This window comes from Pseudomonas brassicacearum (assembly GCF_003732265.1).
GTDB lineage: Bacteria > Pseudomonadota > Gammaproteobacteria > Pseudomonadales > Pseudomonadaceae > Aquipseudomonas > Aquipseudomonas brassicacearum_D.
Genome location: NZ_MOBK01000001.1, coordinates 486,694 through 508,964 on the forward strand (window position 1 = coordinate 486,694; position 22,271 = coordinate 508,964).

The 22,271-nt window shown below is 59.0% G+C and carries 21 protein-coding genes and 1 tRNA gene; 10 read left to right on the forward strand and 12 right to left on the reverse strand.

Going from position 1 to position 22,271, the window contains the following annotated elements:
• Positions 1–91: 91 nt before the first annotated feature.
• From BK660_RS02305 to BK660_RS02335, 7 genes are all read right to left on the reverse strand, one after another.
• Positions 92–1,495: an ABC transporter substrate-binding protein gene (locus tag BK660_RS02305; RefSeq protein ID WP_123431889.1), complete on the reverse strand. Its 1,404-nt coding sequence runs from the start codon at positions 1,493–1,495 to the stop codon at positions 92–94.
• 303 nt (positions 1,496–1,798) lie between these two features.
• The gene (locus BK660_RS02310) at positions 1,799–2,044 is read right to left on the reverse strand and encodes a 4Fe-4S dicluster domain-containing protein (protein WP_007946457.1); all 246 of its coding nucleotides are present in this window, start codon (positions 2,042–2,044) and stop codon (positions 1,799–1,801) included.
• Between the two features lie 25 nt (positions 2,045–2,069).
• Positions 2,070–3,800, reverse strand: coding sequence for a fumarate reductase/succinate dehydrogenase flavoprotein subunit (locus BK660_RS02315; RefSeq protein WP_123431890.1), 1,731 nt, complete (start codon positions 3,798–3,800; stop codon positions 2,070–2,072).
• A complete protein-coding gene (locus tag BK660_RS02320) occupies positions 3,797–4,564 on the reverse strand; it encodes a GntR family transcriptional regulator (RefSeq protein ID WP_123431891.1) in 768 nt (255 codons plus the stop codon). The genes BK660_RS02315 and BK660_RS02320 overlap by 4 nt, the downstream gene beginning before the upstream one ends.
• A 269-nt stretch (positions 4,565–4,833) precedes the next feature.
• On the reverse strand, positions 4,834–5,805 hold the full coding sequence (locus BK660_RS02325) for a Gfo/Idh/MocA family protein (RefSeq protein ID WP_123431892.1): 972 nt from the start codon (positions 5,803–5,805) through the stop codon (positions 4,834–4,836).
• Between the two features lie 16 nt (positions 5,806–5,821).
• Positions 5,822–6,709 (reverse strand): Dyp-type peroxidase, encoded by an 888-nt coding sequence (locus BK660_RS02330; RefSeq protein WP_123431893.1) that lies wholly within the window; start codon positions 6,707–6,709, stop codon positions 5,822–5,824.
• Positions 6,710–6,907: 198 nt separating this feature from the next.
• Positions 6,908–7,963, reverse strand: coding sequence for an AraC family transcriptional regulator (locus tag BK660_RS02335; RefSeq protein WP_123431894.1), 1,056 nt, complete (start codon positions 7,961–7,963; stop codon positions 6,908–6,910).
• A 208-nt stretch (positions 7,964–8,171) separates the two neighbouring features.
• Between BK660_RS02335 and BK660_RS02340 the strand changes: the two genes are divergently transcribed.
• The gene (locus tag BK660_RS02340) at positions 8,172–9,116 is read left to right on the forward strand and encodes a SphA family protein (protein ID WP_123431895.1); all 945 of its coding nucleotides are present in this window, start codon (positions 8,172–8,174) and stop codon (positions 9,114–9,116) included.
• Positions 9,117–9,221: 105 nt separating this feature from the next.
• Here BK660_RS02340 and BK660_RS02345 read toward each other — a convergent pair whose 3' ends face one another.
• The 3 genes from BK660_RS02345 to BK660_RS02355 all read right to left on the reverse strand — a co-directional run bounded on the left by BK660_RS02345 (position 9,222) and on the right by BK660_RS02355 (position 12,242).
• Positions 9,222–10,430 (reverse strand): DSD1 family PLP-dependent enzyme, encoded by a 1,209-nt coding sequence (locus tag BK660_RS02345; protein ID WP_185044982.1) that lies wholly within the window; start codon positions 10,428–10,430, stop codon positions 9,222–9,224.
• Between the two features lie 74 nt (positions 10,431–10,504).
• The gene (locus tag BK660_RS02350; protein WP_123431897.1) at positions 10,505–11,899 is read right to left on the reverse strand and encodes a D-arabinono-1,4-lactone oxidase; all 1,395 of its coding nucleotides are present in this window, start codon (positions 11,897–11,899) and stop codon (positions 10,505–10,507) included.
• A gap of 19 nt (positions 11,900–11,918) precedes the next feature.
• Complete coding sequence (locus BK660_RS02355) at positions 11,919–12,242, reverse strand: c-type cytochrome (RefSeq protein ID WP_123431898.1); 324 nt, start codon at positions 12,240–12,242, stop codon at positions 11,919–11,921.
• A gap of 327 nt (positions 12,243–12,569) precedes the next feature.
• On the opposite strand from BK660_RS02355, the gene BK660_RS02360 reads away from it, so the two are divergent.
• Together BK660_RS02360 and BK660_RS02365 are read left to right on the forward strand one after the other, a co-directional pair.
• The gene (locus tag BK660_RS02360) at positions 12,570–14,195 is read left to right on the forward strand and encodes an NADP-dependent glyceraldehyde-3-phosphate dehydrogenase (protein ID WP_123431899.1); all 1,626 of its coding nucleotides are present in this window, start codon (positions 12,570–12,572) and stop codon (positions 14,193–14,195) included.
• A gap of 65 nt (positions 14,196–14,260) precedes the next feature.
• Entirely contained in the window at positions 14,261–15,280 is a 1,020-nt protein-coding gene (locus BK660_RS02365) for an FUSC family protein (protein ID WP_259698465.1), read from the forward strand.
• A gap of 3 nt (positions 15,281–15,283) precedes the next feature.
• Here the strand turns inward: BK660_RS02365 and BK660_RS02370 are convergent, their stop codons facing one another.
• Positions 15,284–16,177, reverse strand: coding sequence for a DMT family transporter (locus BK660_RS02370; RefSeq protein WP_123431901.1), 894 nt, complete (start codon positions 16,175–16,177; stop codon positions 15,284–15,286).
• A gap of 135 nt (positions 16,178–16,312) precedes the next feature.
• Between BK660_RS02370 and BK660_RS02375 the strand changes: the two genes are divergently transcribed.
• Complete coding sequence (locus tag BK660_RS02375) at positions 16,313–16,750, forward strand: Lrp/AsnC family transcriptional regulator (protein ID WP_059182827.1); 438 nt, start codon at positions 16,313–16,315, stop codon at positions 16,748–16,750.
• 59 nt (positions 16,751–16,809) lie between these two features.
• Positions 16,810–17,142, forward strand: coding sequence for a YceK/YidQ family lipoprotein (locus BK660_RS02380; protein WP_123431902.1), 333 nt, complete (start codon positions 16,810–16,812; stop codon positions 17,140–17,142).
• Between the two features lie 62 nt (positions 17,143–17,204).
• On the opposite strand, the gene BK660_RS02385 is transcribed toward BK660_RS02380, so the two are convergent.
• Positions 17,205–17,876 (reverse strand): Bax inhibitor-1/YccA family protein, encoded by a 672-nt coding sequence (locus tag BK660_RS02385; protein ID WP_027923729.1) that lies wholly within the window; start codon positions 17,874–17,876, stop codon positions 17,205–17,207.
• A 123-nt stretch (positions 17,877–17,999) separates the two neighbouring features.
• Here BK660_RS02385 and BK660_RS02390 point away from each other — a divergent pair.
• From BK660_RS02390 to BK660_RS02410, 5 genes are all read left to right on the forward strand, one after another.
• A tRNA-Ser gene (locus BK660_RS02390) sits at positions 18,000–18,087 on the forward strand.
• A 605-nt stretch (positions 18,088–18,692) separates the two neighbouring features.
• The gene (locus BK660_RS02395; RefSeq protein WP_123431903.1) at positions 18,693–19,058 is read left to right on the forward strand and encodes a DMT family transporter; all 366 of its coding nucleotides are present in this window, start codon (positions 18,693–18,695) and stop codon (positions 19,056–19,058) included.
• Between the two features lie 3 nt (positions 19,059–19,061).
• Complete coding sequence (locus tag BK660_RS02400) at positions 19,062–19,751, forward strand: glycosyltransferase family 2 protein (protein WP_123431904.1); 690 nt, start codon at positions 19,062–19,064, stop codon at positions 19,749–19,751.
• Positions 19,748–20,080, forward strand: a complete 333-nt coding sequence (locus BK660_RS02405; protein ID WP_123431905.1) for a DUF2304 domain-containing protein — start codon at positions 19,748–19,750, stop codon at positions 20,078–20,080. The genes BK660_RS02400 and BK660_RS02405 overlap by 4 nt, the downstream gene beginning before the upstream one ends.
• A 10-nt stretch (positions 20,081–20,090) precedes the next feature.
• A complete protein-coding gene (locus BK660_RS02410) occupies positions 20,091–22,178 on the forward strand; it encodes a hypothetical protein (protein WP_148057417.1) in 2,088 nt (695 codons plus the stop codon).
• Positions 22,179–22,271: the final 93 nt, after the last annotated feature.

The window sequence follows — 22,271 nt, forward strand, 5'->3', positions numbered from 1 at the left end:
GAATGCGGTGGGTCAGGCGATATTGATGTCGACTGACACTCCGCCTTCGCGAGCAAGCCCGCTCCCACATTTGATCGCGGTGTGCTTGGGGTTAGCGGGCGGCGATGGCTTGGGTGGTGGCTTCGCTGAAGTCGAAGACTTTGCCGCCTTGGGCCGTGGCGAATTGTTGGGCCTGGCCTTTGAGCAGGAACGCGCTCAGGCGTCCTTTTGCATCACTGGCAAACCACGCCTGATCCGCCAGCAGCTTGATCCCGCTGTCGCTGGCCTGGGCGTACACCGCGCGGATGTTTTTGCCTTCTGACTTCAAACCGGCCAACGCGGTGAAGGCCGCTTGTGCCGAGGCGTACTGGCGGACCTTGGGTTCGCCGCGTACCCAGATTTCCGCGACATGGCTGAAGTCGGTGATCGCCTGGCCACTCGATGCATCGACCGCTTTTAACGGCGTTTGCCCGTAGTTGGCCAGTTGCGCGGTGTAATCCAGATTCGATGCCTTGAACGCGGCGCGGATGTACTGATCGTCGATAAAGGTATTGAGATCGAGACCACGATCCGCCTTCTTCAACAGCTTGAGCGTATCGATCGCGGTGCCGACCGCCTGACGGTATTCCGGCTTCCAGCTCAGGTCGCGGGTTTGCACGCCCAGCGGGCCGTGGAACAGGTAATTGACCTCGGCGTCGACCCCGGTGACGTTGGCGATCAACTCGCTGTACTTCTCCGGTTCAGCCGCGAGCAACTCATTGGCCTCGATGCTCGCCCGCAAGTAGGCGACAACGATTTCCGGGTACTTCTTCGCGTACGCCTGATCCACCAATGCCCCGTGGAACGTCGGCGCGCCGGCCTGGGCACCGTCGTAAATCTTGCGGGCGAAACCACGGCTCGGGAACAGTTCGGCGAACGGCACGAAGTCAGCGTGGGCGTCGATCTTCCCGGCCTGCAACGCCGAGCCTGCGACTTCTGGCGGCTGGGCGATGATGTTGACGTCCTTGAGCGGGTCCCAACCCTGGGCCGCCACGGCGCGCAGCAACATGCCGTGGGCGGTCGAGGCGAACGGCACGGAGATGGTCTTGCCCTTCAGTTCCGACAACGACTGCACGCCCGAAGCGCTCGGCACCACAATGCCGTTGCCGCTGCCCTTGATGCTGCCCGAGAGCACGCTGATGAACAGGCTGTGCTTGCCGGCGGTTTCGAACGCCACGCCGTTGAACGCACCGGGGAAATCGGCCATGGCGCCGAAGTCGAGTTTGCCGGCGACCATTTCGTTGGTCAGCGGTGCGCCGCTGGTGAAGTTTTTCCACTCGACCTCGTATTTGGCGTCTTTGTATTGGCCGTCGTGGGGCAGGTATTTGTCGAGCAGGCCGAATTCACGAATCAATAGTCCGCCGGCGGCGCAATTGATCGTGGTGTCCTGGGTGCCGATGGCAATGCGGATGGTTTCGGCGGAGGCCGACAAGGTGAATGAGGCCAGTACCAGACCGGCGAATACTGCACGCAACATGGGTGTATCCCCTCGAATCATTTATTGGATGTTCGTCTCCGCCACGATCAGGGCGTGGTGGGAAACGAGGGGGTGGTTTGAAGCTGGCGTCCGGGGGTTACCGGATGGCTATTTTGTTGTCTGTGGCGGCCTCATCGCGGGCAAGCCCGGCTCCCACAGGTTGCCTGGTGTACACAAAATTTGCGGTTGGCCTCGATCCACTGTGGGAGCGGGCTTGCTCGCGAAGGCGTCCTCTCTGTCAATGGAGATGCAAGCTGTGCCGGCCTCTTCGCGAGCAAGCCCGCTCCCACACTCGATTGCATTTCAACGGAGCAAATAAGGGATTTCAACTTTCACCGCCCCGGTCGGGCAGTCCTTTTCACAGGGCATGCAGTACCAGCATTCATCGAACGCCATGTAGGCTTTTTGCGTGGCCGGGTTGATGGCCAGCAGGTCCATCGGGCAGACGTCGACGCACACGGTGCAGCCTTTGTGGGCGATGCAAAGATCCTCGTCGACCGTGACCGGCGCGTTGGAGCGGAAGAAGATTTCCTGGGGTTGATAGGCCATCGGGCAGTCTCTCTGTTAGTGATGCTCAGGCGGCAAAGGCACCGACCCGCAACCGGTCGTAGGCCTGCATTTCTTCGGCATCGAGCGGGATGATGTAAGGCTCGACGGCTTTCTTGAAACTGGTCATCTGGCCGTCTTCACCCTTTTTCAGGTGGCAATGGCAGAACCAGTCGCTGTCGTTGCGTTGCGGGTGATCGACCCGATAGTGGTAAAGCCCCCAGCGACTTTCGGCGCGGTACAACGAGGCGCGGGCAGCCATTTCGGCGCAGTCGCGGATCATGCTGACTTCCATGGCGCGCATCAGCTCGTGGGCGTTGTGGGCCTTGATCTGATCGAGATCACGCTGGATATCGCTGAAGCGCTGCAGGCCGATTTGCATCTTCTTGGTCACTTTCGGCGGTTGCAGGTAGTCGTTCACAAAGCGCCGCAGCTTGTACTCGACTTGCGCGGGTAGCAGACCGTGTTCGCGGTCCAGTGGCGCGTACACCCTTTGCTTCTCCGTCTCGATTTGTTGGGCATCGACAGCTGAGAACTCGCGCCCGGCGACGAAATCCGCCGCGTTGGTGCCGGCAAACCAGCCATAAGTAAACGCGCCGAGCATGTAGTTGTGCGGCACTGCCGCCATGTCCCCCGCTGAGTACAACCCCTTCACAGAAGTCTCGGCCCGCTCGTTGACCCACACCCCCGACGCCGAATGCCCGCTGCAAAAGCCGATCTCGGAAATGTGCATCTCAACCATCTGCGTGCGGTAGTCGGTGCCGCGATTGGCGTGGAACTGGCCGCGACTGGGGCGTTCGTTGCTGTGCAGGATCTCTTCGATGTTCTGGATGGTTTCCTCGGCCAAATGATCGAGTTTGAGGAACACCGGGCCGTTACCGCTTTCGAGCTCCTGGTGGAACTCCCACATCATCTGGCCGCTCCAGTAGTCGCACTCGATGAAGCGCTCGCCCTTGTTGTTGGCGGTGTAGCCACCCAAGGGGCCGGTGACGTAGGCGCAGGCCGGGCCGTTGTAATCCTTGATCAGCGGGTTGATCTGGAAGCATTCCAGGTTCGCCAGTTCGGCACCCGCGTGATACGCCATGGCGTAACCGTCGCCGGCATTGGTCGGGTTTTCGTAGGTACCCATCAGGTAACCCGAGGCCGGCAATCCCAGGCGCCCGGCGGCGCCGCAGCACAGGATGACCGCTTTGGCCTTGATCACATGGAAGTCGGCGGTGCGGCAATCGAAGCCCATCACGCCGTTGACCGCGCCCTCTTCGTCCGTCAGCAACCGCGTGCAAACCACGCGATTGGTGATGCTCACCCGTGCCCGTTTCAACTGGCGATACAGGACTTTTTTGATGTCATGCCCTTCCGGCATCGGCAGCACGTAGGCGCCCATGTGGTGGACCTTTTTCACCGCGTAGTCGCCGGTTTCGTCCTTCTCGAACTTCACGCCCCAGCGGTCCAGTTGTGAGAGGGTTTCGAAACTGTGAGTGGCGTAGGCGTACACCGCGGCCTGATTGACGATGCCGTCATTGGCGATGGTGATTTCCTTGGTGTACTGCTCCGGCGTCGAGTGGCCGGGGATGATCGCGTTGTTCAGGCCGTCCATGCCCATGCTGATCGCGCCGCTGCGTTTGACGTTGGCCTTGTCGATCAACAACACGCGCAGATCGCGGTTGCGTTCCTTGGCCTTGATCGCCGCCATCGGTCCTGCGGTGCCGCCGCCGATCACGACGATGTCGTATTCCTGCTCAATAGTGTTTCGGCTCATGCCTGCGCCCCTTTTTGCCGGTCGATCCGCAGGCGGTACTGGAAGGCATCGCCACGGTAGTAAAGGTGTTCGAAGTCGACGGGCTGGCCGCTGGCGTCGTGGGTCAGGCGCTCGATGCGCATGATCGGCGAACCCGGTTCGACGTTGAGTGCCTGGGTCAGGTCGCTGTCGGCCAGTACCGCGTCGATGGCCAGGTCGGCGTGGCCGAGGGCGATACCGCAGTCGTTTTCGAGGATCAGGAAGATGTCGCGAGTGACCAGATCAGCCTTCTCCAGCCGTTCGCCGATGACTTTGGGCAGGTAGGTGATTTCCAGCGAGATCGGCTCGCGGTTGATCAGCCGCACCCGTTTGATCTGGGCCACGGTTTCACCTTCGGCGACCTGCAAGCGTTCGGCGACAAGTTTGTCGGCAGCGATGAATTTGAAGCTGCGCAGGCGGTTGATCACCTCGTAGCCGCGACCGGTCATCGACTCGGCCAGGCCTTGCAGCGTGCTGACGTTCTGGAAGGTTTTCGGCTTGGCAACGAAGGTGCCCTTGCCGTGGATCTTGAAGATCAGCCCTTCTTTCTGCAGATCGCCCAAGGCCTGGCGCACGGTGATGCGGCTGACTTTGAACAACGCGCCAAGTTCGCTTTCGGAGGGCATCTGGCTGCCTTGCGGGTATTCACCGTCGAGGATGCGGGCGCGTAGCACGTCGCGCAGTTGGGTGTGCAGCGGCATACTGCTGTTGGAAAGCGGGCTGAGGGATAGAACGTTATCAGTCATTGGAGATCACTTGTTATAACGAGTTATGACGTGATCTTAGAGAGACAGCGTGAGGGTTGAGAAATATTGTTTAAGCATAAGGTTAGATTCGCCGAACCAGCACAATCCGGTGTAGCAGCTGCGGAGCACCGCGAGGCTGCGTCCGGCGGCGCAGCCGTCGTGAAATCAGAGAATGCGGTATGTCAGGAAAACCTTGCACGAAGGGTTTGCGACGGCTTCGCCGCCGAACGCAGCCTCGCGGTGCTCCGCAGCTGCTACATCGGTGGAGTTCAGTGATCGCGCTTGAGGATCTGGTCCATCACCCAGTCGGTTTTCAACGCTTCCCCGGCCACCGCCGGGTGCTGCGCATGCCCGCGAATGTGCGCGTTCATGCCCAGCACGTGATGCCACTGGATGTGCTCGTGATGGTCGATGTTCAGGCTGAGCTGTTCATCCGCTTGAAGCTGCACCGGGTGCTCGTCGAACACCGAAAAGCTGATCCGCCCCTGGCTGCCAATCACCTCGACCCGATCCTCGCGGCGATCCGCCACGAAGTTCCAGCAGCCCATGCCCGTCGCCCCCGAAGTAAAGCGCCAGGTGGCACTGACCGCATCTTCGGCGGCATACAGTCCGGCCTGTCGCGCGGTGAAACCGGCGACTTCAGTGATGTCGCCGAGCAGGTACTGGAACAGGTCCAACCCATGGCTGGCAAGGTCGGCGAAGTAACCGCCGCCGGCAATGCCCGGGTCCGTGCGCCAGTTGTGCACGCCGCCCAGATCGACGGGCGATGGGGCTTTGGTGAGGGTCCAGGTCAGGTGCCGGACTTCGCCGATCCGCCCCGCTTCCAGCCACTGGCGCACTTGCTGGAAGCGCGGCAGCGAGCGTCGGTAGTAGGAAACGAACAGGTGCAATCCGGCGTCGGCAAAGACCTGTTGCATCTCGCGGCTTTGCCCGGCATTCAGCGACATCGGTTTTTCGACGCAGCAATGTTTGCCGGCGGCGGCCACCATCAGGCTGTAGGCGTGGTGACTGTCGGGCGGCGTGGCGATGTAGACCGCGTCCACCTCGGGATCATTGATCAGCGCTTGCGCGTCGGTGTAGACCCGGGCGATGCCATGGCGAGTGGCGTAATCCGTCACCGCCTCCAGACGCCGCCCCATCACCGCCACCAACGCCGAACCGGGTACCTTGTAAAAGGCTGGCCCGCTCTTGCGCTCGGTAACGCTGCCACAACCGATCATGCCCCACCGCACCACGTCCATGTTCAACTCCTGCTGGTTAGCCGATGCGCAAGGCGCGCAGGTCCAGGCGACCGTCCTTCAACGGCGGGCACCAGTAGTAGCCGCCGGTGATCGGGCGGCTGATGCGGTACAAACCGTCAGTGATGCCGTCTTCCAGGCCACTCATGCGCCGCAGTTGCGCTTCGAAAGCGTCGAGGGAAAAACCGAACGCGAGGAACATCAGGCCGGCGCGATCACCTTCGATCCATGGCATCGAGCGACGAACCACGAATGCCTCGGGGGCGAAGCTTTCCTGAGCGGTGCGTTTGACGTGGGCCGAAATCGGCGCGTCATCGAGTTCTTCGTTGTCGCTCAAGCGACGGCCCATGATGTTGTCCTTTTCATGGGGCGGCATCGCGTGGAAGCCCTTGAGGTCATGCTGCCACTGCTGGATCGCGGCAAAGCTGCCACCGACCAGGCCGTCTGCGCCTTCGCTCAACAGTGCGGCGGCGACAGCGGCGTCATCGTGCGGGTTTTCGGTGCCGTCTTCGTAGCCGGTCAGGTCGTGGCCGGTCAAGTGGCGGAAGGTTTCGTTCATCTGCACCAGGCGCAGGGCCGGCGCCAGCGCGGCTTCGATGGCCTGGCTGCGATTGAGCAGCTCACCGCGGTCGATGCCGTGCAGCCAACACCAGAGTGCGTGTTGCGTCGACGGGTTATCGACGCCCACACCGGTCAATGCCGGAAAGGCTCGCAGGCCATCGACCTCGGCGTGCAACGCCTTGACCAGCGATGCCCCGAAACCGACGACAGCCGATTTCCCGTCCACCAGTTGCATCAAGTTGTCGAGCGCGGCCGGCAAGGCTTCGGCGGATTCGAGGGCGAAGAACATATGGCGGGCTTGAGGCGGAACAGGGGTGGCGAGAATGCCCGGCTGGTAATAGCTCATATGAACTCCTTGAAAAGAGCACGGAGTTTAACCGGGGAAAGACCGTTTGTGTGCACTGTCCTGTAGCAGCTGTCGAGCAACGCGAGGCTGCGTCCGGCTGCGAAGCAGTCGTCATTCCTCTGTGCGAGGTGTGCCTGATACGTCGCGTTGCCTGGTTTTACGGCTGCTGCGCAGCCGGACGCAGCCTCGCGCTGCTCGTCAGCTGCTACACAGGGGATCGAGGGCCGGGGTTTCGTTGCGGAATGCGCTCGGGCTCATGCCGGTCCAGCGTTTGAAGGCGCGGCGGAAGCTGCGTACGTCGCTGTAGCCGACTACTTCGGTGATGCGCTCGATGGACATGTCCGGGTTGGCCAGCAGGCTCATGGTGCGGGCCTGGCGCACTTGTTCCAGCAGGGTTTCGAAGGTCAGCGCATGTTCGGTGAGGCGGCGGCGCAAGGTGCGGCTGCTCATGTTCAGGTCGCCGGCGATTTTCTCGATGTGGCTGCCCTCTGTCAGGTCCCGGGCAATCGCCCGTTCCACGGCCTGGATCAAGTCCATCTTCTGATGCACTTGCGCGGCCTCCAGCTCGAGCAATTTCACCGCCTGACGCAAGGCCAGGGAATGGTGATTGGGCAACTGAACGTCCAGCCAATGCGCCGCGATCACCATGCGATTCTGCAAGCATCCAAATCGTACGTCCGGCCCCAGAAGTCGCGAATATTCGCCGAGATAATCCGGCGCAGCGTGCATGAACTCCACCGCCATCGGCTTGAAATCCGCCCCGACCAGCGCCCGGCCGTACACCAGCAGACTGGCGAAAAACTCCTCGACCGCAAACAATTGCACATCGGCGAACGGCAAGCGGCATTCGACGTCGACAAACACCTGGTCACCCGCCTCCTCCACGCTCGACACCACGATCCCGCCGGAGGTGTGCTGATGGCGAATGCCCAGCTCGAAAGCATCACGCAGGGTCTTGCACAGCGACAACACATGCCCGAGCAACCCCAGCGTACCGAGCACATTCTGCGCCCCGACCCACAAACCCAGGCCCTGATTGGGCAACGCTTTGAGCGCGCGCTGAATCATCGCCACGGCCTGCCGATAGGAAATGCGCTGCGCCGGGTCCTGAAGATCTTCAAAGGTAAAACCCAGCCCTCGGCACAGGCTGTCGGGATTGACGCCTTTTCGCTCCGCGACTTCGGCGAGGGTTTGCAGGAGAAACGGCGACACCAGCGCCAGTTCAAAGGTGGGATCAATCACTTTCATTTGCATGGGGGTATACATTCCGGGGCGAACTGCATTCTTATTTTTGTTACCGGTTATGTCGAAAGAAGTTAGCACAGGGTTAAAAGGCTGTCCGCAGAAGTCCCCCTAAATGGCCGCCAATACCCTGCCTTGCACAGCACAGACAGCTTATTTCTATGTTGCGGCCCTCGTATGGACGCAGGACAGCCCGCTAACAATAATAATGAGTACACCCATGATCCCGACCCGCACGAGATTCCCCCTACTGGTCATCAGCCTGGCCGGCGCCTGCGCGATCCAATCGGCGCTGGCCACCGAGGCTGGCGTGGACAACATCGGCCCCGGCACCGACGGTTTTTTCATGTTGCCGCTGTCGCCCGACAGCCTTCCGGACAACATGGTTGCGTTCAACCTCTACTACAACCACTACACCTCCACGAAGCTGAACATCAGCTCGCTCGGCGGCAAGGTGCCGGATGTCGATATCGAATCCACGGCCGTCATTCCACGCCTGGATTATCTCAGCCCGTTGCGGGTATTCGGCGGCCGGTTGGCGGGTTACATCGCGCAGCCCTGGCTCAAGCAGGAAGTCGCCGTGTTCGGCTTGCACGACACCCGTGAAGGCATGGGCGACACCACCTTCGCGCCAATCATTCTGTGGGACATGAGCCCGAGCCTGACCCTGGGCGCTGCGGTGGAAGTTACCGTGCCGACCGGCGAGTACAGCGTCGATCGCCTGGCCAACACCAGCAACAATTTCTACACCTATAAACCGCTGTTCTCCTTCACCTGGCTTCCGACGGATAAAACCGAGGTGTCGATGAAGACGACGTACAGCTTCAACGGTAAAAACAAAGATACCGATTACGAGTCGGGGCAGATTTTCCACTTCGACTATTCGGCCAGTTACAAGATCACCGACAACCTGATGCTCGGGTTGAACGGCTACTACCTCAAGCAAACCACCGACGACAAACAGTTCGGCCATACCGTGCAGTTCAATGGCGAGGACGTGAACGACGGGGTGCGCGGGCAGGTATTTGCGATTGGTCCGGCGTTGCACCTGACCTTTTTGAAATACGCCACGGCGGAGATTCGCTGGGCCAAGGAGTTTGATGTGGAGAACCGGCCTGAAGGGGAAATGCTCTGGGCAAAGGTCAGTATCCCTTATGCGTTTTGACTGAACTGCCGCCTTCGCGAGCAGGCTCGCTCCCACAGGGAATCGCATTCCAGATGTGGGAGCGAGCCTGCTCGCGAAGGCGATAGACCAGACACCAGAAAACCTTCAGGAATACACCGGCCAGCTATCAACAATCCTCCCCCCTCGAACCGCCAGCAAATCCCCAAACTGCAACAACACCGACTCCGTCTGGGTCGGCCGCAAAAATACCTGGTCCTCAACCCCCAGCCCCACCGCCGCCGAACCATTGACCATTTCCTGATTCGAGCTGCGACCATACACCCCGTTACTCTGCAACCCCGATGGCGATTCAAACTCCGCCATCCAGTTACCGCCATAGATGAAAAACGTCTCGCGCTGATTGGTGTCCCACCACGAGAACAGCCGGGACTTGTCATCCAGCGCCGGAATGTTCACCGCCCCGGTACTTTTCAACACCGGTGTGGCGATGTAAGCCGCCGGCACATGGTCCACCAGCGACGGCAAATCATAGTGCGTCGGCTTGAGCATCGCCGTACCCACTGAGACTTCACTGCTGAGCTGTTCATGCTCATGCATGCGATAACTTGGGCTGCCAGCGGTGTTGAGGGTCAGCCCTTCATGCCACAGGCCGGGATATTGCTGGCGGGTGAAATCGACGCAACGGTTATAAATCACCATCACCTTGGCGAACAGTTCTTCAGGCGAGCCCAGTATCCCCGGCACGCCCATGCCCACGAACGGGTCGTAGCCCATGAACCCGGCGAACTCCAGGTGCTGAGGATTCTTGCTGATCAGCGCCAGCATCGGCCCGAGCACCGCCACATCGCTGACACCGCCGCGATGCAGCCCGACATCCAGCTCGATGTTCACCCGCAATCGCGTGCCCAATCCCTGCGCCAGCGCCAGGTATTGCTGAAGCCGTTCTGGTGTATCAAGCAGCCACTGTAATTGCCTCGACGGATCGAACGGCCCTTTGTGCGACTGATAAAACAACTCGGCCGAACGCACCGGCAGCGGCTTGCCCAACAGGAGGTCGGACTCGGGAAACTGCAGCGCATCATGATTGAGAAACGGTTGATGAAATGACATCAAGCGCTGTGTGCCCGCGCGCTTGGCGATGTAGGTCAGCAGCCCCGGCGCCGGCAGTGATTTCTCCACCAGCCGCAGGTGCTTGCCGCCGCGTTTTACCGACAGCATCACCACGTCGATGTTGTGATCCAGCCGATCAAGATCGATCAGCATCACCGGCCGCATCGGCCCGTGTTCCTTGAGTTCGCGGTTCAGCGTCTGGAAATAGTCGCTATACGGCGCGCCTCGATCACCGGGCCGCAACCAGGCTCCAACACCCGCCAGCAATACACCGACGCCGGCGGCTCCCATCAGGAAATTGCGTCGATTGACCGCCATCAGCTCACCCCCAGAATCGATGACAAATGCGCATTGAGGAACTTGCCACTGGGGTCCAGCGCTTGCCGCACCTCAATGAATTCCTGCCAGCGCGGGTACAGCGGCTGCAGGTTTTTCGCGTTGAGCGTGTGCAACTTGCCCCAGTGTGGCCGGCCGTTGTACTTCCAGAAAATCGGCTCGACGGCGGCGAAGAAGTTGTGATGGTCCATCTGATAATGCTGGTGGACCGAGATCGAGCAACTGTCGCGGCCTTCGAACATGCTCAGTGGGATGTCGTCGGCTTTGACGTAGCGGTATTCAATCGGAAACCAGGTGCGCAGGTCTTTGTCCTGAATCAGCTTGAGGATTTCGCGCAGGCACGCCGGACCATGCTCGGCCGGCACCGAATATTCCATTTCGTTGAAACGCACCGTGCGCACGTTGGCGTAGATGTCGAACGAGTCGCCCACCCGGTCATCGAAACTGGCGAGGTGGCGCAGGCTGTTGAGCATCGTTCGGCGCAGGTCCGGGAAGTCGCTGCCGTACTTGTCGATTTTCTCGATCAAGGTGACGAATTCGTTACCGCCCTCCTCATCCGCCGGAATCGGCGGTGTCGCCGGGTCGGTGGTTTCGTTGAGGGCGATCGACAAGGCGTAGTCGGAATGGGTCACCACGAGCATTTCCCAGTGCTGGTTTTCCCGGGTGTTCTTGTCGAGGTCTTCCAACAGTTCTTCGGTTTTCGCGATCCACTGGCGTTCTCTCAAGCGATACGCCGGGCGGTTTTGCAGACGGATTTTCGTCGCCACCCCGAGCGCGCCGAGGGACACCCGCGCCGCGCTGAACACCTCAGGATGTCGCGTGCTGTCGCAGTCCAGCACCTCGCCCGTGGCAGTCACCAATTGCAGGCCGCAGACGTGGGCGGAATAGGACTGGAAGTTCTTGCCGGTGCCGTGGGTCGAGGTGGAGATCGCGCCGGCGAGGGTCTGGTAATCGATGTCGGCCATATTTTGCAGGGCCTGGCCGACGTCCTTGAGCGGTGTGCCCATGCGCGACATCGGCGTGCCGGCAGCGAACTCGGCTTGCAGGGTTTTCCCGTCGTGATCGAGCAACCCGGTGAAATAGCTCAGGGACAGCAACGTGCCGTCGGTGGGCACCAACGCGCTGAAGGAATGCGCCGAACCCACCGGGCGAATCTTGCCCGGAGCCTGGCGCACAACCTGGGTCAATTCATCCAGATTCTTCGGCGCCAGCCGCGCCGCCGGCAGGCAACTCTGGCCCCCCGACCAGTTACGCCACGGGATCAGCCGAGGCGCGCGCAGCAGTTCGGCCAGCGCCGGTGTTGAACCGAGCGCGGTAAAGGCGCCAATGACACTCGCCCGTTGCAACAACTGACGCCGTGTTAAGTCCATCGTCATGAATCGCACCCTGTCGTTCTTATTGTGGGATGTGCTGGCCGGACATGAAGCTGATCAGCGCCAGGAACTGCTCCTCTGAACACTGCACGCACTGGCCCATCGGTGGCATGCCGTTATAGCCGTTGATCGCATGGTCGAGCAGCGTGTCGGCGCCCTGCAGGACCCGCGGCTCCCAGGCTTTGCTGTCGCCGGTCAGCGGTGCCCCGGCCGCCGGGTTGGCGTGGCAGAGCTTGCAACTGTTGTCGTAGACCTGCGCCAGCTCGGTGTCGGCGGGCCTGGCGGTGGCCGCGTTAACGTGCGACGCCGGGTTTTTTGGCTCTTCGCCACACCCTGCAAGCAACATCGCGAACCCCACCAGGGCAAAACAAAGGCTAGGCTTTTCACTGGATCGGCGTGCCCGCATGGCGTTCCTCTCATGGGGTGCCCGGTCAGCCAGGTGCACCGTTTATTGTTGTGATCAAGGAGAACTCCACACTAAGGCACCCGGCGTGGGCGGGTTGAGGGCATTGGGGGCCAACAAGGGGGGCTTCTGAGGCCATGACCGATGCACCGTGAAATCCGCACGCCATCACCCACCGGCACAAAACCCTGAGATGAGTCATGACAAGCGAGGCCGAGGTCTGCTAAAACGATTCATCAGTGCATGACCCAATCCAGAGGGGGTAGCGACATGACCACAGCCAACATTCTCGACAACCTGTTTCCGAGCCTCGCCGACATCCCGGAAAAGTACCGCCTAGACGGCCAGACCGAGCAGCGCGAGTACCTGGTCGATGGCGAACTGAAAACCTGGGACGGACCGCTCGCCCAGGTCCGCAGCCCGGTGTACCTGACCGGCGCGAATGGCGACGAACAAGTGATCCTCGGCAGCACGCCGCTGCTGGACGCCGACACTGCGCTGACCGCGCTGGACGCCGCCGTCCGTGCTTACGACCGTGGTCAGGGTTTGTGGCCGACCATGCGGGTGGCCGAACGCATCCAGCACGTCGAAGCCTTTCTCGGTCGCATGCGTCAACAGCGTGAGGCGGTGGTCAAGCTGCTGATGTGGGAGATCGGCAAGAACCTCAAGGACTCGGAAAAAGAGTTCGACCGCACCTGCGATTACATCGTCGACACCATCAATGCCTTGAAAGAACTCGACCGCCGCTCCAGCCGCTTCGAGCTGGAACAGGACACCCTCGGCCAGATCCGTCGCGTCCCGCTCGGCGTGGCCCTGTGCATGGGCCCCTACAACTACCCGTTGAACGAAACCTTCACCACGTTGATTCCGGCGCTGATCATGGGCAACACCGTGGTGTTCAAACCGGCCAAGCTTGGCGTGTTGCTGATTCGCCCGCTGCTCGAAGCGTTCCGCGACAGCTTCCCGGCCGGGGTGATCAACGTGATCTACGGCAGCGGCCGCGAGACCGTCAGCGCGCTGATGGCCAGCGGCAAGATCGACATCTTCGCGTTTATCGGCACCAACAAAGCTGCCAGCGACCTGAAAAAACTCCACCCAAAACCTCACCGTTTGCGTGCGGCGCTGGGCCTTGATGCGAAGAACCCCGGCATCGTCCTGCCGGAGGTTGATCTGGACAACGCGGTGAGCGAAGCGGTGACCGGCTCGCTGTCGTTCAACGGTCAGCGCTGCACCGCGCTGAAAATCCTCTTCGTGCATGAAGACGTGGTCGAAGCGTTCATCGAGAAATTCAACGCCAAACTCGCCAGCCTCAAACCCGGCATGCCGTGGGACAGCGGCGTGGCACTGACGCCGCTGCCGGAGTCGGGCAAGGTCGATTACCTGCATTCGCTGGTCGCCGATGCCGAAAGCAAAGGCGCCAAAGTGGTCAACCCCAACGGCGGCGTGGCCCGCGCCTCGTTCTTCTACCCGGCGGTGCTGTACCCGGTGACCACGCAGATGCGTGTCTATCAGGAAGAACAGTTCGGCCCGGTCATTCCGATCGTGCCGTACCGCCATCTGGACACGGTGATCGATTACGTCCTGGAATCGGACTTCGGCCAGCAGTTGAGTATTTTCGGCACCAACCCGGTGGCGGTCGGCCGGCTGGTGGACACGTTCGCCAACCAGGTCGGGCGCATCAACCTCAACGCCCAGTGCCAGCGCGGCCCGGACACCTTCCCGTTCAACGGGCGCAAGAACTCGGCCGAAGGCACGCTGTCGGTACATGATGCGCTGCGGGTGTTTTCGATCCGTACGTTGGTCGCCACCAAGTTCCAGGAGACCAACAAGGACCTCATCAGCGAGATCATCAGTGGACGCAGTTCGAGCTTCCTGACCACCGATTACATTTTCTGAGGACACCGAGCCTGAGTACCTTCAGCCATCGACTGCCACCGCTGCTGCGCCGACTGCTGCGTCCGTTGCTGGACCCGTACCGGCGCTATCGCCACGCCAGACTGATCCACGCGGTGCGGGTCTCGCTTGGGTTGCTGGCGACGATCCTGCTGACTACCGGCATCCATTTGCCGCACGGTGAATGGGCCTCGGTGACGATGCTGGTGGTGATTGGTGGCTTGCAGCACCACGGCAATATCGGCAAAAAGGCTGCCGAACGGGCCATTGGCACGTTGATCGGGGCCGGCGTTGGTCTGGTGCTGGTCGCGCAACAGGCCTGGCTGGGGATGCCGTGGTTGACCTATTTCGCCATGTCGGTGGTGTGCGGGTTTTTCTCGTATCACGCCATTGGCAAGGGTGGCTACACGGCGTTGCTGGCGGCGATCACTGTGTTTATTGTCGCGGGGCACGGTGACAACCCGGTCACGGACGGCTTGTGGCGCGGGGTGGATATCCTGATCGGCATCGCCCTGGCGCTGGCGTTTTCCTTCGCGCTGCCGCTGTACGCGGTGTTTTCCTGGCGCTACAACCTGGCTGATGCGTTGCGCGATTGCGCGACGATCTACGGGCGCATCATCAATGGCCTGCCGGTCAGCGATGACGAACACCTCAAGCTCATGAGGCGCTTGAACACCGTGATGGTGCAATTGCGCTCGCTGATGCCGTCGGTGTCCAAGGAAGTGAAAATCTCCATGACCGAACTGGATGCCATTCAGCGCAATTTGCGCATGTGCGTCAGCACCCTGGAAATCCTCGCCAACACTCGTCCGGATGCCAGCGATCCGAAGGCCATGGCGCAACTGCAATCGGCGATGACCGCAGAGCATCGGCTGATCCGCGTGCAACTGATCGGTATGGCGCGAGCGCTGAAGACCGGTGCGTCGCAACGGCTGAGCCGGCCTGTCGACCTGCCGCCCGCTTCAAGTCTTGAAACGCCGGTCTACAGCCCGCTCGACGGTTATCGGCTGTTGACCCGCCAGTTCGCCGCCAACATTGGCGAGATGCGCCAGCGACTGGCCAAAACTGCGCCGCGCTGGAACATCTGACATTTACTGAGCCGCCAGTTTGCGCGACTTGAAACCCCAACCCTGCTGCATGCCTGCGGCAGCCAGCAGAATCGCCGCGACACCGAGCCATTGCAGCGGCTCCAGGCGATGGCCGAAGGCAAACCAGTCGACAAAAATCGCCGCAATCGGATAGATGAACGACAACGCCCCGGTCAGTGCCGTCGGCAGTTTCTGAATCGCGCCGTACAACAGCACGTACATCACACCGGTGTGGACGATGCCCAGTGTGACCAGGCTGGCCCAGGCACTCGGCGCTTGCGGCAGCGCCGAAAAGTGCGCAAACGGCGCGAGCAACAGCACCCCGGTGCAGACCTGGATCAAAGCGATCAGATGCGGCGGCGTACCGGTCAGGCGCTTGATGATCAGCGCGGCAATTGCGTAAAGGAATGCTGCACCCAGCGCCAGGCCAATCCCCATCAGGTAATCATTACCGCTCTCGCCCTGCCCGCCATGGGCGCTGACAATTGCGAGCATTCCGAGAAAGGAAATGCCCAGCCAGAACAGTTTCTGCAGGGTTATTTTTTCGTTGAGGAACAACGCGGCCAGGCCCACCAGCATGAACGGTTGCACGTTGTAGACCGCCGTGCCAATGGCAATCGAGGCGCGCGAATAGGACGCGAACAACAGCACCCAGTTGCCGACAATTGCCACGCCGCTGAGCACCGCCAGCAGGAAGGTGGTACGGGTCAGAATGCCGGGACGCAGGAAGCCGAACGCCGCGCAAATCAGCAGCAAGGTGCCGGCCCCGAACAGGCAGCGCCAGAACACCACGTCCAGCACCGGTTGCCCCGACACCAGCACAAACCAGCCGATGGTCCCGGAGATCAGCATGGCGGCGCTCATCTCGAATGAGCCGCGACGTATTGATGTGTCCATCTTCAGACTCCTGTGTTTGAGCGCAAAGTATGCCAATCCACCAAGGGGCTTCTCCAGCGCAAAAAGCAGGCTAAACTCGGTTTCTGCCTTTTTTATCAAGGCAGTTTCAATTTAATGCCTTACAGGGGGTTCGCCATGACCGACGACATCGACCAAGTGCTGATCAGCGCCTTGATGGAAGACTCACGGCGCTCGCTCAAGGCCCTGGCACACCTCAGCGGCTTGTCCTCACCCAGTGTCGCCGAGCGCCTTCGTCGCCTCGAAGAACGCGGGGTGCTCAAGGGCTACACCGTGGAAATCGACCCGAAATGCTTCGGCTATCAACTCCAGGCCATCGTGCGGATTCGACCGTTGCCGGGTCAGTTGCAGGAAGTGGAGCGGCAGATTCAGGCGATCCCCGAATTCACCGAGTGCGACAAAGTCACGGGCGACGACTGCTTCATCGCCCGCCTGCATGTGCGTTCGATGGAACAATTGGACACCCTGCTCGACCGTCTCAATACCCACGCCGAAACCAACACGGCAATCGTCAAGAAGACTCCGGTCAAACGCCGGCTGCCGCCGATGGCATAAGTGATGTTTATTCGCCAATGGCGTAGATTGAGGTTTTTCCGGCGAAGGATTGGCGGTCTATGAAAACTCAGGCAATGCTGCTGGCGATGCTGATGCTGATGCTGGCGGGCTGCGGCACGATACAAACGGTGGTGCGCGGCGACAAAGTGGCGGCGAAAAGCCTCAACGAGCAGAAAAGCTATTGCGGTGCAGTTCCGCGAATTTACAGCGGCGTGACCTATGACTTCTGCAGCCTGAACGCCCCCCTGAAGAACGGCCTGGATGCGCAAACCTACACTGCCGAGCCTGGTTGGGTGCTGATCGATGCGGTCATGTCCGGCGCGCTCGACACCTTGTTGCTCCCCTACACCATTTACCGCCAACACGCCGACGGCAGCATTGCCATTAACTGAATGACTTGAATATCAGGTAATAAAAAACCCGCCGAAGCGGGTTTTTTACTCAAGGCCTTCGATCAATCATCGCGGCTCATGATGCCAAACAGCTGCAACAAGCTGATGAACAGGTTGTAGATCGATACATACAGGCTGATGGTCGCCATGATGTAGTTGCGCTCGCCGCCGTGAATGATGGCGCTGGTCTGGAACAGAATGCAGACCGAGGAGAACAGCACGAAACCTGCGCTGATCGCCAGTTGCAGGCCGCTGATCTGGAAGAAGAAGCTCGCCAGCGTCGCACCCAGCAGCACGAAGAAGCCTGCGGTGATGAAACCGCCGAGGAAGCTCATGTCCTTGCGGGTAATCAGCACATAGGCCGACAGACCACCAAACACCAGCGCCGTCATCGCGAACGCCGAACTGACCACTTCAGCGCCGCCCTGCATCCCCAGGTAACGGTTGAGGATCGGGCCGAGCAGGAAACCCATGAAACCGGTCAGGGCAAAAGCAGACACCAGGCCCCAGGCCGAATCACGGAGTTTGTTGGTGAGGAAGAAAAGGCCGTAGAAGCCGATCAGCACCACGAACACGTTCGGGTATCCGACACGCATCTGCTGAGCGACAAACGCCATCACGCCGCTGAATGCGAGGGTGAGAGCGAGTAAGCCGTAAGTGTTGCGCAGGACGCGGCTAACCTCTAGCTGCTCAGCCTGCACGCTGTTATTAACTGCGTAATCCTGTTCGCGCATGGCGACACTCCTGTTGGTTTGAAACGTTCAGTCGCAAAGATCATAACAGACGCTCTGTAACAAGCTATGCAGAGAGTTTGACAGTGTGTTTCATTCAGGTATTATGGCGCCCGCAACGCAAACGGAGGTGTGGCCGAGTGGTTTAAGGCAACGGTCTTGAAAACCGTCGACTGTAACAGGTCCATGAGTTCGAATCCCATCGCCTCCGCCATATTTGTACCGACAAAGCCCTGATTATTCAGGGCTTTGTCGTTTCTGGGGTTTGAACACTCAATTCGGCTGGAGCGGTGCATTTGTGAAACCACTGGCGGGAATCAGCCCCACGCAGCGCGAATTTACAGTCCATTGCCCACCATCCCGCCGTCCCTCTGAATGATCGCGATCTTCACTCTTGATGCTCAAGCAGTACTCTTTGGCGATGCTGACTGCGGGCAGGCTAACTGTTCAATGACATTAACGGTCATCAACCCCGTGTACCTTGAGAGGCACCTAACCTAGTTGGATCTCAGGCTTCAGGAGACACCTGAGCGGATACGAAATGTTTCACACTTATGCTAGACGTATTTGTTCTGTATGATTCTGGAGCCAAAACGCACTCGAATAACAATGAACACGCTCAGTCAAGAGAGGGATTGATCAGAGAGAAAAGGTACCGTTGAAACGGACTCGCCCCCGAAAATCCATCAGCCTCATGCCTTCCAATTCTCCATACCCTTTTTTTGACGAGCCCGGCCCGTAGCAAGCCCTAACCCACCTTGCTGCGCGTGTCAACTTATGATTGGACAGACTAATGATATTTAAGACACCGGAGGCAAAATGAAGATTGCCCACATTTTCCTCCTGCTACTCTTCGCTGTTGGCATGGGCTTTGGTCAACTGCTGCTCAAGTTTGCTGCGCAACGGCAGGTACCCAATGTAGAACAAGACCTTGTTATGCGTCTGCTTACAATGGTCTTCGACTGGCCCTTTGTCCTGGGTGCCGCCTGGTATGCATTAATGCTGGTTTACTGGGTATGGTTGCTGACCTTTCTGCCCCTTTCTCGCGCCTATCCCTTCACCCTTGTCAGTTTGGCAGTGGCGGCAGTCGGCAGTTCGATATTCTTCCAGGAACAACTTTCCGCACGTTTCGGGCTAGGGTTGTTGGTCATTGCTGCAGGCCTTCTATTAGTTGCGGCGGAGTAAGTAATGCATAAGATTAACAAGCCAAATGTTTGGGTAGTAATAGCCGCCTTCGAGGAAGGGTCTGTCATCGCCGAAACCGTTACAACGCTGCTGCAACATGTCGACAACATCATTGTTGTTGATGACTGTTCACGCGACAAGACTGCTGCCATTGCTTTTGCTGCTGGCGCACATGTCCTGTCTCACCCGATCAATCTCGGTCAAGGTGCCGCACTTCAAACCGGTATCACTTACGCATTGCAACAGGGCGGCGAAACGATCGTCACCTTCGATGCTGATGGTCAACATGACGCTCGCGAGATTGCCCCGATGTTGGAGGCCCTCGAGACAAGCGACGCCGACCTGGTATTGGGTAGTCGTTTCCTCGGCAAGACCAAAAACATTTCCACGCGACGCCGACTATTGCTGGGCGCCGCGCTGTTTTATACACGGGTTACGGCACGCATAAAGATTACCGATGTACACAATGGCTTTCGCGTCCTGACCCGCAAGTTCTGCGAGACATTCGAATTCCAGCAGAACCGAATGGCCCACGCCTCGGAAATCCTGGACCATATCGCGGTACATCGCACCCCGTTCATCGAGTTCCCAGTGACCATTACCTACACTGACTATTCGATACGCAAAGGACAAAAAGGGATTAACGCGATTCGCATCTTGATGGAACTTTTGATGGGGAGGATTTCTAAATGATCTTCAACTTTTTTCTCGCCGCCGTGTTCCTGTTCATGGCCATCTATATCTTTGTCTTCATCAAACAACCTGCGACACGCTGGCTACTGTGTACCGCTTATCTTGGTGCTATTTACTTTGTCTGGAATCCCGACGCCACTACTACTATCGCGCACTACTTCGGTATCGGCAGAGGCCTGGATTTTTTCTTGATCCTTCTGTCCGTTACGATCGTTAACGCTTTGGTCCTTGTTCTTCGACACCTCCACGCGCAACAGAGACAACTGACCAAGCTAGCCCGTCAATTCGCGCTGCAAAACGCCCGTCCGCGAACAGACCTAAAACAATAAGCGAATATCCATGACATCTCCTGCCAAATTTTTTCGACTGATGGCTCCCGGTTATTGGTTGGCGGCTGCACTGGCCACAATCCTCATTGTCCTGTCGCTGGACCTCGGACATGAGCACACGGTGTATCGCGTCAGCATCACTCCAGTTGCAGGGCAGGAGGGCGACGTACGTCTGGTGCTGTTTGGAAAAAGTTACGAACAGTACCTGACAGAACGCAAGCTTGATGTGCCGGATGGCTGGCAGGTTACCCAACTGGTTGACGCGACGATTCTGCAATCTGCCGGGCCCGTAAAACCTCTCGTTATCACGACCGAAGATGAACCCGTCCGGGTCTTTCTCCTTCGTCACCCCCAAGGTGCAATAGCCAACATCAGTAACGAGGCCGGTAGCCAGCAAGAAGTCGTCTTAAAAGCGCCTGCCGAATCATTCTGGCCATTGGTTGTTGGCGGCCCCGAGTCAACACTAGCCTATTCAATCAAAGCTCCGATTTACCATTCATACTGGTTTGTCGCGGCCGCTGTCGTATTTTCCTTACTGGCATTTATCGCTCTGCGGATCACTCGCAAGCAATGCGACGAACTGACAGTCAGCTACCAGCCTCGGGGCTGGGAAATCGTAGCCATCGCTCTGCCACTGTTATTGTCCACGGGTGTAACTTTGCTTGCCTTCTTTCCGGGCAATGTAAGTTACGACGGTTCACTACAGTGGGTACAAGCTGCAGAACGCGGGGAGTTGACCGCGACGATCGGCTATCCAACAACCTACCTCATGCGCCTGTTTACGTTCATTAGCAATTCGCCCCTGCCGCTTCTCGTCTTTCAAAGTTCTTTAGCCGCTCTGGGCGTAGCGCTCGTGTTGCACGAACTAAGGTACCGCGGTGTTCCGTTCTTCTGGACCTTTATCGTAGTCTTGGCCATGGCCTTGACCCCGCAGTACCCGACCTTCTTCACGGGCTTGGGCAAAGATGCACTCTGCACGATGGGCATGCTCTTTTTCATTTGGACGTTACTGGCGTTATTCCGTCAAACCGATAAAACACGACCTTCGCCACGCCTGTTAATCGCGTTTGTCGGTTGGGGTTTATTCGCAGGTCTAATGCGCTTCAATGCCATGCCCGTTATCTTGTCCGTCACGATACTGGCACTTGCGTTGCTTTTTTACCGCTCCAGAGATCGACGCTTGGTTGCGGCGGGACTGATGTTTCTCGCTGGCATTTTCGTCCTGCCACAGACTCTGGGGACAATGGCACACCGTGAAAATTACGAATACAACCAGAACCTTAACGAGTTCTCTACTGACGGACTTCCGCTGGGCACCTTCGCCACGGCGTACATCTATCATCTGTTCGGGGCAGCCATAGCCACGGGCATACCAATCCCCGCCGAAAGCTCCGCATTGTTCTATTCGATCGCGCCTCGCGAGGCGTGGTCCACCTACGACTGCAACATGACCGACACGACATTCAGCGGCGTCAACAAGGGCATACTTCTTAATTCTCTTGACTATGCGGACTACTTGAAAAAACACCAGGTGGAAATGCTTCAGGCAATCATCGGCCTGGTACGTCAGCACCCCGATCTCTTGCTCCAGCGACAGGCGTGCATTACCCAAGTCATGTGGCACACCGGTTTCGGCCAACTGCCGTTCCAGACAACGGCCACGCTCGGATACGATAACGTCGACAAACGTTTTCTGGCATTGGCAGGCGAAAGCAGGAGTTTTTGGCCGCAACTGCGTGAATCACTCGAAACCTACAAAAAGTGGACTGAAGGTCAGTATTGGTTCTGGTTATTCTGGAGACCCGCGTTGTTGCTCGGCCTAGGTTTCTTCGTCGTCGGGATTTACATCGCTCGCACGAAGGACCTTGGGTTATTGTTAGTCGCGCTGGTACCGCTTACTTCAATACTGCTGCTTCTACTCATTATCCCTTTTCCGGCCTACCGCTATACCTACCCATGTGTATTGATCCTGACGCTGCTTGGGACCCTGGCGTTCTCTCGCCTACCCTCCTGCAGGGTCTCGCCCGGCAATCTGCCTGAGAAATCGCCACCTCAAACGATAACCGAAATGTCGAGCAGGCCAGTGGAGGCTCCTTAGTGGTTTACTAAGTCAGCTCGAAGCTGAGAACTCCGCCATCGCTATAAAACAAAGCCCCGACTTTTCGGGGCTTTGTCATTTCCGGCCGTTGTT